10 protein-coding genes are annotated in these 12,720 nt (G+C 56.3%); 4 read left to right on the top strand and 6 right to left on the bottom strand.

Annotation, left to right across the window (positions count from 1 at the left end; all coding sequences use genetic code 11):
- The first annotated feature begins 63 nt into the window (after positions 1–63).
- From galT to RB602_RS08400, 3 genes are read left to right on the top strand one after another with little or no spacing between them, the layout of a single operon-like run.
- Positions 64–1,155, top strand: a complete 1,092-nt coding sequence (galT, locus tag RB602_RS08410; protein ID WP_317080118.1) for a galactose-1-phosphate uridylyltransferase — start codon at positions 64–66, stop codon at positions 1,153–1,155.
- Positions 1,152–2,222, top strand: coding sequence for a galactokinase (gene galK / locus RB602_RS08405; protein WP_317080117.1), 1,071 nt, complete (start codon positions 1,152–1,154; stop codon positions 2,220–2,222). Before galT ends, galK begins: the two co-directional genes overlap by 4 nt.
- Before the next feature lie 56 nt (positions 2,223–2,278).
- Complete coding sequence (locus RB602_RS08400; RefSeq protein ID WP_317080116.1) at positions 2,279–2,725, top strand: ion channel; 447 nt, start codon at positions 2,279–2,281, stop codon at positions 2,723–2,725.
- 18 nt (positions 2,726–2,743) lie between these two features.
- Here the strand turns inward: RB602_RS08400 and RB602_RS08395 are convergent, their stop codons facing one another.
- The 3 genes from RB602_RS08395 to RB602_RS08385 form a co-directional block, all read right to left on the bottom strand.
- A complete protein-coding gene (locus RB602_RS08395; protein WP_317080115.1) occupies positions 2,744–4,300 on the bottom strand; it encodes a DUF4403 family protein in 1,557 nt (518 codons plus the stop codon).
- Between the two features lie 184 nt (positions 4,301–4,484).
- Positions 4,485–5,204 carry a glutathione S-transferase family protein gene (locus RB602_RS08390; RefSeq protein ID WP_317080114.1) on the bottom strand — a complete coding sequence of 240 codons (720 nt, stop codon included), beginning with the start codon at positions 5,202–5,204 and terminating at the stop codon, positions 4,485–4,487.
- Positions 5,197–5,802: an NAD(P)H-dependent oxidoreductase gene (locus RB602_RS08385; protein WP_317080113.1), complete on the bottom strand. Its 606-nt coding sequence runs from the start codon at positions 5,800–5,802 to the stop codon at positions 5,197–5,199. The genes RB602_RS08390 and RB602_RS08385 overlap by 8 nt, the downstream gene beginning before the upstream one ends.
- 112 nt (positions 5,803–5,914) lie before the next feature.
- On the opposite strand from RB602_RS08385, the gene RB602_RS08380 reads away from it, so the two are divergent.
- Complete coding sequence (locus RB602_RS08380) at positions 5,915–6,289, top strand: winged helix-turn-helix transcriptional regulator (protein ID WP_317080112.1); 375 nt, start codon at positions 5,915–5,917, stop codon at positions 6,287–6,289.
- A gap of 31 nt (positions 6,290–6,320) precedes the next feature.
- On the opposite strand, the gene RB602_RS08375 is transcribed toward RB602_RS08380, so the two are convergent.
- Genes RB602_RS08375 through RB602_RS08365 form a run of 3 tightly spaced genes read right to left on the bottom strand, consistent with a single transcriptional unit; the run spans position 6,321 to position 12,495 of the window.
- Entirely contained in the window at positions 6,321–9,611 is a 3,291-nt protein-coding gene (locus tag RB602_RS08375) for an efflux RND transporter permease subunit (protein ID WP_317080111.1), read from the bottom strand.
- On the bottom strand, positions 9,608–10,963 hold the full coding sequence (locus RB602_RS08370) for an efflux RND transporter periplasmic adaptor subunit (protein WP_317080110.1): 1,356 nt from the start codon (positions 10,961–10,963) through the stop codon (positions 9,608–9,610). The genes RB602_RS08375 and RB602_RS08370 overlap by 4 nt, the downstream gene beginning before the upstream one ends.
- Positions 10,960–12,495, bottom strand: a complete 1,536-nt coding sequence (locus RB602_RS08365) for a TolC family protein (RefSeq protein WP_317080109.1) — start codon at positions 12,493–12,495, stop codon at positions 10,960–10,962. Before RB602_RS08365 ends, RB602_RS08370 begins: the two co-directional genes overlap by 4 nt.
- Positions 12,496–12,720: the final 225 nt, after the last annotated feature.

Raw genomic sequence — 12,720 nt, 5'->3', positions numbered from 1 at the left:
AACCTCTGATGCGGCGTGATTATTGCTTGTCAGCCTTAGCCGGATCGGCTTTGCATGCAAGCCATGTCCGACACCGCTAAAATCATCAGCAGCCCCGGTGCGGCCGGCCCGGTCTTTCGCCGCCATCACCAGAAGGCCGATGGCCGCAGCCTCTATCTTTACGGTCACAAACCTCACAACCTCCCGCCTTTCCCGGAGAGTTCAGGCAAGATTGCGCCCGGCGGTGAATTGCGCTGGCATCCCTTGCGCGGGGAATATGCGGTGTATGCTGGCCACCGGCAAAACCGCACGCATCTGCCCAATCCAGCAGATAACCCCCTCGCCCCGATGCGCAAAGGCGGCGGCGAGACCGAGATACCCTTTACCGATTTTGAGCTGGCTGTATTCGACAATCGCTTCCCCAGCCTGCACCGGGATGCGGCTGATCCGCCGACCGCTGACGAGACACATCAGAGATTGGCGGCGAAGGGCAAATGCGAAGTTATCGTATACAGCGCCGACAGCGAAACCCGCCTCTCCAATCTGACAATGGAGCAACGCATCCTGCTGGTCGAAGCATGGATTGATCGCTATACCGCGATGCGTGAAATGGGCCTTGCCTATATCCTTCCCTTCGAAAATCGCGGCACAGAGATTGGCGCAACACTGCATCACCCGCATGGCCAAATCTACGGGTTCCCGATTGTACCCAAGCCACAAGAACAGGCCGCCAAAGTGTTTGCCAATGGCTTCGACCTGGTCAGCGCCATGGATAGCTGGGGAGAAGCCCAGCAAGTCGCCGCCAATGGGACCATGATTGCCATGGTCCCGCCCTTTGCCCGCTTCCCTTATGAGTGTTGGATAATCCCGAAAACCGCATTGCCCGGCCCATGGACATTTTCTGCGCAACAAGTCTCTGATTTTGCTGATTTGTTAGGCCGGATGCAGGCCGCCTATGACGCTCTATTTACCCGACCCATGCCGTATATGATGAGTCTGCATGCCGCGCCCACAGAGCATGACGCACCCTATCACTTCACCGCGCAATTCTATCCGATGTTACGCGATGCAAAGCGAGTCAAATATCTCGCATCGGTCGAGCAGGCGACGGGCATCTTCACTGTCGATATCGCCCCGGAAGAAGCAGCAGAACATCTACGCGCGGTCTTTGCATGACCGTTGAGCGAAAAGATATTCCACGGCAATTCGCAGAAAGCTTTGGCCGGTCACCCGACGTAACCACTTTTGCCCCCGGCCGCGTCAATCTGCTCGGGGAGCATATTGATCTGCATGGCGGCCACGTTCTGCCCATGGCCCTTCCCTTTGGAATTTGCCTTGCAGCTGCGTCCATTAGAGGCGGAGAAGATCGCATAAAGTCTGCTCAGTTTGAAGATATTGCCAGGCATAGCTGCGGCGCACCCAAGGCCAGTCACTGGAGCGACTATGTAGCAGGCGCACTCGAAGCGGCACGCGCGCAAGGCTGGCTGAAGGGGGCTGCTGCAATATACTGTGATAGCGCTATTCCAGTAGGAGCAGGCTTGTCGTCATCGGCTGCGACTATCATTGCCACACTCAAGGCATTCGCACCCAAAGGCTTGCCAGTAACCGAGCTGGCCAAATTGGCACAAACAGTTGAAAATCAGTATATTGGTGTACCTTGCGGGATTATGGATCAGATGGCAATAGCCGCGCCCGCCCCAGGCGAGATTCTGCTGCTCAACTGCCGGTCGCTGGACTTTACGCCATTACCTTTACCACAGGGCTGGGAGGTAGCGGTGGTACATTCCGGACAGCATCGCGAATTGGCAGATGGGCGTTATCATCAGCGTGTGGAAGAAACCGAAGCGGCCCGCCAAGCGCTGAAAATTCAATATCTTACCGACCTTGCGGGACGCGATCCGCTACCAAAGCTAGACAGCGCGACATTGACGCGCCGCGTCCGCCATATTGCCAGCGAACAAAGCCGTGTTTTGCTGGCGGTGGACGCAATAGAAACGGCGTCTACAGAGAGTTTCGGCGCTTTGATGCAACAAGGACATATGTCCATGGCGCGGGATTTTGAGGCCTCGACGCCCGAGATCGATCAGCTTGTCGCGGACGCAGTAACCGTGGGCGCCTATGGCGCAAGGATTACCGGTGCAGGATTTGGCGGTTGTATAGTGGCCCTATTAGCCAAAGGGAAAAAACACGAATGGTGGCAACAGCTTGGCAAGCACCACCCAAGCGCGTCATTGCTTTACTGATCAAGTTGCGGCAACCCTTGGCATCGTCATTTTAAGTAGAGGAAAGACAGCGGCACATGCTGATTCAGTTTCTTATCGGATCACTGCTCATCTGCCTGACCGTTATCGTTGAGGTGTTTTTTATTGGCATGGCAACGCAATTTGTCACCAGAAATGCCGCCTGGCTCAAAGACGGGCACCGCATTTGGCGGTTTATGGTGGAACTGGTGGCGGTGGTGTTCTGGTTGCTGATTTCACTGGTGATCGGCATGTGGCTATGGGCCCTCACCTTTCTGTTTCTCGATATCTTCCAAACACTTGAGAAATCGCTTTATTTCTCCATTGTATCCTTCACGACGCTGGGCTTTGGCGACATCATCATTGGCCAGAAATGGCGACTCTTGTCTGGCTTCTCTGCAGCCAATGGCCTGATTATGTTCAGCCTGACCACGGCGTTTCTGATTGAGTTTATCTCGCGCCTGCATCTGGATTATCAGCGAGGATATGATGCGGATGACGATTAACGCACCGGCGCCTTGTCCCTAATCAGCCGCATTGGCCGCCGCAGCCTTTTCCGCTTCCCGCTTCACCCTGCGCGCCCGGCGCGCCGCGACCAATCCATCCGCCTCTGCCGGAGCATAGTGCAACCGCCCTTTCCCGCGCGCCCAGACCTCAATCACCATACCATCGGGCGCAACATGCAGTTCTTTAAGATCGGCGCCTTCTAAACTGCCGTTGAACACAAAGCCTTCCAACGGTTCTGCTGCCAGCCATTCATCGGCCTTGACCAGCCCCTCCTGATAATGATCGCTGAAATCATAGCGGATCTGGGCAATCAGTTCCTCGTCAATCTCTGCGGCGCTGATTGCTCCGGCAAGCAGATTGAACGCGGTGCTGTCGGTCTGGCTGATGACTTCCAGATCACTGATACCGATGGTTTTGGCCGCCACGTCCAGCTTCGGCTTGGCCACCACCCAAATCTCGCCTTCCACCTCATTGATCAGCGGCACCGGGGACTTTATCGAAACGTCCAACCCAATCGCCAGCCTGCCGCCTTCTGTGCCGAAAATCTCGATAGAATTGAACCGCGCCTCGGTGGTGGTGCCATCCTCCAGCGTCACTTGGCGATACTCCCCCATGCCGACAATATCGGTCAGCGGTTTTTCAAACACATCATAGGGAATATAGACCGGCACCTGCACATTGATGCCCCTTGCCGGTGGCTGCTCCATCAGATCAGGAAGCGGTGTTTTTTCCGGCTTTTCCGGCTCGGGACCAAAGATGGTCTCGGTCTGCGCCTGCACCGCCAGATCAACAATCAGCTGGCCATCGCGAAACACATAGTCCGCCATGCCAATCTCCTGCGGCGTAAACCGCACCCAGATTTCCGGGTCAGACTTGGCCCGCTCCACGGTAAAGCCCGCATGCCAGATGCTCTCCACCTTTTGCCGCGCATTGAGGCTTTGGATAAGCTGCGGCAAGCGCTGTTCTATCTTCTTGGCGACCTTGCGGATTTCCGGCTCTATCCGCGATCCAAAGGTGATGCGCTGGCCCAGCGCATCGATGCCAATTTCATCGGTCCAGCGATATTCAATATCGACCGTGGCCGTGGTCCGCCAATCGCGCGACAATTGCGGCTGTACCCGCATCAGCACCTGCATCGCTCCGGTAACCGTCTCACGCTTGATTATATCGCCAATATCCAGCACCTCGACACGCAGATTGACCGGAATAGCGATGGTCATGGTCTTGCCGGAGCCGGAAAGCGTGATGCGCCCGCGATCAACAAAGCCTTTGAGGCGACAGGATATATCCGGCAGCAACTTTGACTTGGTCTTGAGGCAAATCTGTTTCGGCTGGTTGATGGTGGTCAGCCGCTGCGGCACCTCGGCGTTGAGTATCTCTGCCAGATAGCTAAGGCTGCCACTCACCGGAATACGCACGGTCGAGGTGCGGTCAGTATTGAGCATTTCCGGCGAAATTCGCGATGGCCGGGGCGCCGCACCGACAATGGTTGCACCGACAACCCCATAGATGATCGCGCCCAGCACTATAGCGGCGGTGCAGACCAGCCCTGCCTTTTTCAGTCTGTTGCCCAATGCCTGTTCCCGTAAGCTGCAGCAGATAATTGATCCTATCCTATCACATGGCTGGCCCTGAGAAAGCAAAACCGACTGCAAGGCCTTTGCACGCCAAATGAAAAAGCCAGAATCAGGCGCTTGAAAACGCCTGATTCTGGCCGCAACTGACTGGCCTTATCAGCCAGTATCCCAAGATTGAGGGTCAGTCCTTTTTCACATCCGAGGCGAAACGCGCGGCGTTTTCCTTGAGGAATTCGCTCTCATCGGCCTGGCCCCAAAAAGCTGGCTGCGCTTTGGGGATAGTCAGTGCTTTCTGCACCTTGGGTCGGGCGTCAATGCGGCCAAACCAGGCTTTGAGATTGTCGAGACCGTCAATCTCTACCTTGGCCCAGACATAGGCGCGCGCCCAGGGATAGGTCGCCATATCTGCAATGGTGTATTGATCAGCGGCCAGCCATTCGCGTCCTGCCAGGCGCGTATCCAGCACCTCAAGCAGGCGCCGTGTCTCATCGACATAGCGTTTGATCGAGAACGGCTCCTCATGGCCATTGGGCGCAGCAATCCGCTGAAAATACATCGCCTGCCCCATCATCGGGCCAATGCCGCCCATCTGGAACATCAGCCATTGCAGGGCTTCCGATTTGGCATTGGCTTCTTCGGGCAGGAATTTGCCATATTTCTCGGCCAGATACCAAAGGATGGCACCGCTTTCAAAAACCGCAAAATCACCATTTGAGCGATCAACTATCGTCGGGATGCGGCCATTGGGGTTGAGCTGCATATAATCCGGGGCCTTCTGCTCCTTCTTGGCGAAGTCGATAAAGGTCAGATCATAGGGAATGCCCGCTTCTTCGAGGAAGATAACCGGCTTATAGCCGTTCATTGTCGCGGCAGTATAGAGATGGATATCGGCTTCAGACATGGGCAGGTTCCTTTGCAAAAACATCAGCCAGATGTGCGTCAAAGCGCTTGAAATCATTCTCGATTTCCGGGTTTTTCATGACATCGAAAGCGGCAAAACTTGGCAACGGCTTCATCCCGAAAAACTTGGCGTTGAGATGTACTGGACGCAGCAGGTCATCGAGTGACATGCCTTCAAAAAACGGTTCTGAAGGATCATTAAACGCCTCTGCAGGGGCATTCAGCGTTGCCGAGATCATATAACTCGTACCGGTCAATGTACCGCCCATGCCATAATTGGCCTTGGGTGCCTCGGTGGTGCGGCCATCGCCGGCGCACAAGCGGCCATCCATGCCAGCGGAATAGACATCATCCATATATTTTTTGAACGACCAGGAAACGCCCATCCAATTGACCGGAAACTGCATCAGGACAATATCAGCCCATTGATGATTGGCGACCTCCTGCTCGGCATTATAATCTTCTGCGACATGGGTCATGCGAACCTCATGCCCTTGATCAGCAAAGAATGTCTCGGCCCTATCGATAAACGCGGCATTGAGCTCGCCCTTGGAAAATGGATAAGGCTGATGGCCATTGATGATAAAGATTTTGCTCATGGAATATGCACTTTCTGAATTGGCGATTGCTTGACGGATTCGTCTTTCGCGCCTATTTGCGCCCTAGAGATAGAATTACAACCAGTATACTTTTTGTAACCTTGGAAACATCATGGGCAGCGGACGGATAATCGAAGATAGCCATGGCCGACGACAGGCGGAAAATGCCTGTCTGGAGCCCTGCGCCATTGAGCGTGGCATGCGCATTATCGGCGGCAAATGGACCGGATCGATATTATGGCACCTGAAAGATGAACCTGTCCGTTTTAACGATCTGGCGCGCATGATTGGCGGTGCCAGCAAGAAGATGATCACCGAACGGCTTCGCCAATTAGAACAGCGCGGACTGGTGCAGCGCGAAGTCGTCGCAACATCGCCGGTATCGGTGCAATATTCGATTACGTCTTTGGGACGCACCGCGTTGGGCTTTCTGGAAGAGCTACGCATCTGGAGCGAGAGCCTGCCGGACTCAGCCCAACAGGTTTGAATTTCTCACGAGGCAAATGGCACATAGGCCATCACTCTGCTGGAGCTGTCTCTACGTCACGCAATGAACGGAACCATCTTTTAAAGCCATTTACCGCCTGATCCTGAACCACCACCAGAGCAGGAACAAGTACCTGCAGGATCAGTGTTCCAAACAGCACACCAAAGCCCAAGCTTGCCGACATCGGGATCAGGAATTGTGCCTGGATGCTTGTTTCAAAAGTGATCGGAGCAACGCCCAAAAAGGTCGTTAGTGCTGTCAAAAAGATCGGCCGAAAACGCGATTTGGCTGCTGCGACCACTGCTTCCGCCGGTTTCATCCCGCGCTCCAGATTCTCGTTGGTGAAATCAATCATCACCAGAGAACCGTTGATGATCACACCGGACAGCGCGATCAGACCGAACATACTGAGAATACCGAGCGAGAGACCCAGTACCAGATGCCCGATCAGCGCGCCGATCATACCGAAGGGAATGGCAGCCATGATGATCAGCGGCTGGACATAGGAACGGAACGGTATCGCCAGCAACGCGTAGACAACGATCATCGCGATACCGAAAGCGCCCAATAACGCATCGAAGGATGATTGCTGTTCTTCCTGCTCGCCGCCAAAGGCATAGGTCAGCCCCGGATAATCATTCTGCAGGCGCGGCACGATCTCGCGCTCCAGCTGGCGCGCCACTTCTTGCCCTGTGATGACATCGACATCGACATCGGCTGTAACCGTGGTAATCCGGCGGCCATCCTCGCGGCGGATCACCGATGGTGCTTGCGAGAAGGAAACATCTGCCAATGAGCCGAGAGCTACATCGCCACCCGGAACGCGCACACGGAAGCGCTGGACATCGGCTATGGAATCACGTTCGTCTTCAGGCAGTCTTACATAGACCCGTACATCTTCACGCCCACGCTGTACCCGCACCGCCTCGCTGCCAAAAAAGGCTGCGCGGACCTGACTGGCAACATCCTGCAGCGTCACGCCCAAGGTACGCGCAGAAGGCTTCAGGCGCAGTTCAATCTCCTGCATGCCCTCATCCTGATCGCTTTCAATATTGAAAACGCCAGAGAAACGACCCAGTTCGCTCATCAGTTCGTTCGTAGCGCGTTCCAGATCCTCCGTATCCGGGTGGGTGAGTTGTACATTGACCGGTTCGCCGATCGAGAACAGTGCAGATGTGATCGTAAAGGACTGCGCCTCAGGAACTGGCCCCAGTTCCTCGCGCCAGGCTTCCTCAAAGCTGGCGGCTGAAATCTCGCGAAGATCGCCCGGCAAAAGGCTATATTCCACGCGCGCAATATTGGATGCGATCTGCTGCTCAACACCGGTAGGCCCGCCCTGGTTCGCCACCAGACCGACCGTGGTATACAGGCCGCGCACTATCGATTCTCCATCCTCCAGACCAGCTTCTTCATCGAGACGTTTCAATGCACGAGCGCCTGCAGCCTCTATTCTTTGCACCACACGCTCGGTCTGTTCGGTCGTAGCGCCCGCAGGCAGCTCGAGCGTTGCCGTGACCCGGTCAGCTTCGAGATCAGGGAAGAACTGAAATTTGATTATGCCCGCAGGGATAAGCGCCACAGCGACAATAAGCAGCGCCATGGCTCCGGCGAGGACGACATAAGGCATGGTCACAGAAAAGCGCAGTGCCTTGTCAAGCGGGCCATTGACGAACCGCTGAAACTGGGTGTCGACCTTCTCCTGTACCGAAAGCAAAAAGCCCCGCACCGGATTGCCCGGAGGCGCGCCGGGTGGCGGCAAATGGCTGAGATGGTGCGGCAATACCAGAAGCGCTTCGATCAGCGACAGGCTGAGCACGGCCATAATAACAACGGGAATGTCGGAGAGAATCTTGCCGATGACACCTTCTACTGCAAAGAGCGGCGAGAAGGCCGCAATCGTCGTCGCGACAGCAAAGATAACCGGCATGGTGACACGTTGTGCCCCGGCGATGGCTGCGCCCATCCCGGTTCGTCCGCGCTCGCGTTCGGCGTAGATATTCTCGCCCACCACAACTGCGTCATCGACAACCAGCCCCAATGCCAGGATGAACCCAAAGAGCGAGAACATGTTGATGCTCGATCCGACAAATTCGAGAACGAAGATCGCACCGACAAAAGTCGCGGCAATGCCCACCGCCGTCCAGAGCGCAAGGCGGCTGTCGAGGAAAAGCGTAAGCGCAACGAGCACAAGGATCAGACCAAGCGTCGCATTGTCGAGCAACAGGCCAAGCCGGTCATTGAGCAGCTCGGAATTGTCCTCCCAGATGGCATAGGAAATGCCATCGGGCAGTGACGGAGCAAATTCTTCCTCAAGATGAAACCGCACCGCTTCGGCAACGTCGAGCACACGCTCATCGCTTGTGCGATAAACATCGACAAAGGCGACAGGCTGGCCATTATAGCGCGTGATGAGGTCATTATCCTCAAAGCCATCCTCAATCGTCGCGACATCGCCTAGCCGTATCTTGGTTCCCTCGCGCGTGGCGAGCAGGACAATATCTTCGAAGTTCTGCTGATTGTAATTCTGCCCGACGGTGCGCACCCGTACCTCTTTGTCGGTCGTCTCGATCGCACCTGCTGGCGTATCGAGGCTGCTAGCCCCGACCGTGCGGGAAATATCGGTTAGCGAGAGGCCCAGCGAGCGCAGCGTATTTTGCGGCACATCAATCAGGATTTCATAGTCACGCACCGCGCTGGTCTGGACATAGCTGACCTCATCCAGCGCCGCTATGGAGTCCTCCAGACCATAGGCTATCTCTTTCAGCGTGCGCTCAGAGGTTTCGCCGTAAATGGCGATGCGCATTACGCTCTGACGTGTCGTCAGTTCGCTGACTTCCGGTTCTTCTGCCTCTGCCGGGAAGGTCTGGATCTGGTCGATCTCGCTTTTAACATCATCCAGTGCGCGCGGAAGATTGGCGCCAAGCTCCAGCTCCACCAGCACTGAGCCAACGCCTTCATTGGCAGTTGAGGTTACCGACTTAACATTTTCAATCGCCTCTACCGCTTCCTCGGCCTTCTGGATGATCGATTCCTCGACCTCCTGCGGCGTAGCTCCGGGATACACCACGCGCACCTGAATGGTGTCGAGGCTGGCCTCTGCGGTGACCTCCTGCACGATTGTGCCATAGGCGATGATGCCAGTAACAAACAGGAACATCATCAGCAGATTGGCAGCCACACCATTGCGCGCCATAAAGGCGACAGCACCGCCACGATCGCGCGCGCGTTCGGTGACTATCTCGCCATGGCGGTCGACGACGCCGGATGCGGACTCCGCATCATTGCCTTCATGTGGCGGAGTGTTGTCGTCAGCAGCGCTCACTCGTCACCTTTTTCGGTTTTTGTTGCCGACTGACTGGTTGTTTTCTTAGGCTTTGGCTTCTTACCGCTATTCTCAACGCGGACAGCCATGCCGTCTACTGGTGCACGTAAATTGCTGGTGATGAGCGATCCGCCTTTCAGCAATTCCGCAGCCTCGACATAGGCGATATTGTCACTGCGTTGAATTACCTTCACCGGCACGATTTTGAGCTTGCCATCACGCGCCAGCCAGATCTGATTGCCAGTCCGCAAATGGCTTACCGGAATGGCAGCATAGTTTTCCAGCGCGATCCCCTGAATCTCGGCATCAACAAAACTGCCCAAGAGCAATGGCGGTGCCGCCGCAGAGGGATTGCCCTCGCCTGCGGAATCTGTCTGCTCTGCATCAAGCGCGCCGCCGCTGACCGGATTGGGTACACGCAGGAAGATATCAATCGTGCGGGTATTGGCATCGAGCAGCGTATTCGCCCGATCGACATAGGCCTGCCAGCGATAGCGCGCACCGCCATAAGCAAAGGTGATCGCCGCTGGTATTCCGGCACCCCCACCTTGCCACAGACCGGGAACCAGAGCCGCTTCCTCTTCAGTCAGCGACACCCTTACCTCATAGGCATCGGTTGCCACCAGTGATCCAAGCTGCTGCCCGGGCGCGACCAATGTGCCGACTGCAGCGGTTTCTGTCCGTACAATACCTGAGAATGGCGCTCGCACGGCTGTGCGGCTTAGTGCAAGGCGCGCATCAGCAAGCTGTGCCCCGGCACGCTGGCGCGCGGCACGCGCAGAACGTAGCTGCGGTTCGCGTGTTGCGAGACGGTTGGGTGTGCCTGACGCAGTGGCCTGAGGTGTGGAATTATTGGCCATGGTGCGCGGCGGCAGAATCTGGCTGTCACTGGCATTGCCTTGCGGCACCTGTTGCAACTGCTGGTTGCGCCGGGCGAAGTTTTCCAGCTCGGACTTGGCAATCGCAACTTCTTCACGCGCCTGCAGCACCGCAACATCCTGCGCGGCAACATCGGCGCGCGCGCTCTCGACAGCATTCTCATAGTCGGCACTGTTGATGCGGAAGAGCAAAGTGCCCTTGTTCACCCGCCGTCCTTCACGGAAAGCTGGATTGACATAGACCAGCTTGCCCTGAATTTCGGCAGCGATAAAAACCTCTTCGCGGGCTTGCACCGTGCCCGATCCAAGCACCTGCAAGGGTCCGGACTCAATCACCAGTTCCTCGGTCTGTACCAGCGGCGCACGCGTCTCTTCGGGCTTTTCTTTAGGTTGCGGACGGAGCAGGACCATCAGCGCGGCAATGGCGGCGGCTACAACCAATATGATCAGCACAAGACGCAATTGTTTGTTCATTGGGCCTTATCCCCTGACCGTTTAGGCTTTGCTTCATGGTCTCCGATGACATCCCTATCGGCAACATCATCGCGCACCGGATCTTTCTCAATCTCGACCAGAGGAACTGGCTCTACTTCATTATCCATCACCCAGTCTCCACCCAGCGCCCGATGCACATCCAATCGCGCAATGGCGACGTCGCGCGCTGCGGTCGAGAGGCTGGTATCGACCTGATACAGTCCGCGCAACGCATCAAGATAGCTGACATAATTGCCGATGCCGGCGCTGAAACGGCGCTGTTGTACCGCGAGTGATGCCTCTGCCTCGGCACGCTGCGAGACGATCAGTGCGTAACGCTCGCGGTTCTTCTCATAGGTTTCCAGCGCCGCCACGACTTCGCGAAAGGCGTTAAGAACGCTCTGCGCATAATTTGCCGTCGCCTCGGCATAGCTGGCTTCCGCCGCTGCAATATTGGCCTTGATACGCCCGCCCTGAAAAATTGGTGCAGTCAGATTAGCGCCCAGTGAAAGCACCCAATTGTCAATCACGTCAAAAGCACCGGAAATGTTACCACCTTGCGTACCAACCGATCCACTCAGGCTGAGCCGGGGAAAGCGCTCTGCCTTGCGCGCGCCGACACGCAGGCGCGCAGCCTCCATGCGGAACCATGCCGATGCGACATCGGGCCGCTGTGACAGCAATTCCATCGGCATTCCCATAGGCACCGGCGCAAACACCAGCCTCGGCGTCAATGGCTGATCGAGCCGTTCATGCATCGCGGCAGGATAATCGCGCAGCAGCAGTGCAAGCCGTCCCTCATTCGACGTAAGCAGTGCCTGTCGCTGCGGTAGAGCCGACTGCACATTACGGAAATCCTGGCGTATCTGGTAAAGTTCTAAAGAGTCGACCAGTCCCTGATTAAAGCGGTCCTCGGTCTGCACCGTGCGCTCGGCCAGCACGTCAATGGTGCTTTCAGACAGGGCAATCTGTCGCCGCGCATCGACAATATCGAAATAGGCGGAGATTACTTCCGCAGCGGTTGAAAGCTGGATCGCGCGATAATCATAACGCGCCGCCAAGGTATCGCGCAGCGCTGCCGCCGCATCGTTGCGGATACGGCCGAACAGATCAATCTCATAGCCTGCGGCCAGACTCAGCGTGTAATTCTCGATGACCAGTCGGTCGAGAGCAGGAAAACCGGCAGCCCCGCCATCACCCGGACCAAAGCCATCAAAGCCGGTGCCAGCGAGCGGACTGTCGGAATAGCTGCTCGCTCCCGAGGCATCCAGTGTCGGGTAGAGCGCAGCGCGCGCCACACGCGCCTGCGCGCGCACCTGCTCCAGACGTGCTGCCGATGCCGCAATATCGAGATTGTCGCGCATCGCCTCTTCGACCAGCGCATCAAGCATCGGGTCCTCAAAAGCCGACCACCAGGCTTTCGGCTCATAGGCACGGTCGGTGGTTCCATTGCCATAGCTGTCAGGTATCTCGGTAACCGTATCCGGCAGCGCCTTATCAGGCGCCAGCGAGATGCAGGATGGCAACAACATGATGGACCCGAGAGTCAGCCCAAGGCGGGTTCTGTTAAGGAAGGACGCCATGAACGCTGTTTCGAACCCTTGCACCTGATTACCACAACTATGCTTCTACGAACTGCCTCCTAAACGGGACCGAAAGACCCGAAATACAGTAATACTGTACGGTTTTTAGCAATATCGTTCAGTAAGTTACGTCAATTTTACACCGCTATAGCAACTATAACGCATACTACAAAT

The organism is Parasphingorhabdus sp. SCSIO 66989 (genome assembly GCF_032852305.1).
Taxonomy (GTDB): Bacteria; Pseudomonadota; Alphaproteobacteria; order Sphingomonadales; family Sphingomonadaceae; genus Alterisphingorhabdus; species Alterisphingorhabdus coralli.
The sequence above is the reverse complement of the archived record's forward strand: the minus strand, read 5'-3'. Positions and strand labels throughout refer to the sequence as shown.

What these genes read in the sequence shown, in the direction of transcription:
- galT (WP_317080118.1), top strand. Translation starts at nt 64, where the DNA reads ATGTCCGACACCGCTAAAATCATCAGCAGCCCCGGTGCGGCCGGCCCG.
- galK (WP_317080117.1), top strand. Translation starts at nt 1,152, where the DNA reads ATGACCGTTGAGCGAAAAGATATTCCACGGCAATTCGCAGAAAGCTTT.
- RB602_RS08400 (WP_317080116.1), top strand. Translation starts at nt 2,279, where the DNA reads ATGCTGATTCAGTTTCTTATCGGATCACTGCTCATCTGCCTGACCGTT.
- RB602_RS08390 (WP_317080114.1), bottom strand. Translation starts at nt 5,204, where the DNA reads ATGTCTGAAGCCGATATCCATCTCTATACTGCCGCGACAATGAACGGC.
- RB602_RS08385 (WP_317080113.1), bottom strand. Translation starts at nt 5,802, where the DNA reads ATGAGCAAAATCTTTATCATCAATGGCCATCAGCCTTATCCATTTTCC.
- RB602_RS08380 (WP_317080112.1), top strand. Translation starts at nt 5,915, where the DNA reads ATGGGCAGCGGACGGATAATCGAAGATAGCCATGGCCGACGACAGGCG.
- RB602_RS08370 (WP_317080110.1), bottom strand. Translation starts at nt 10,963, where the DNA reads ATGAACAAACAATTGCGTCTTGTGCTGATCATATTGGTTGTAGCCGCC.
- RB602_RS08365 (WP_317080109.1), bottom strand. Translation starts at nt 12,495, where the DNA reads ATGTTGTTGCCATCCTGCATCTCGCTGGCGCCTGATAAGGCGCTGCCG.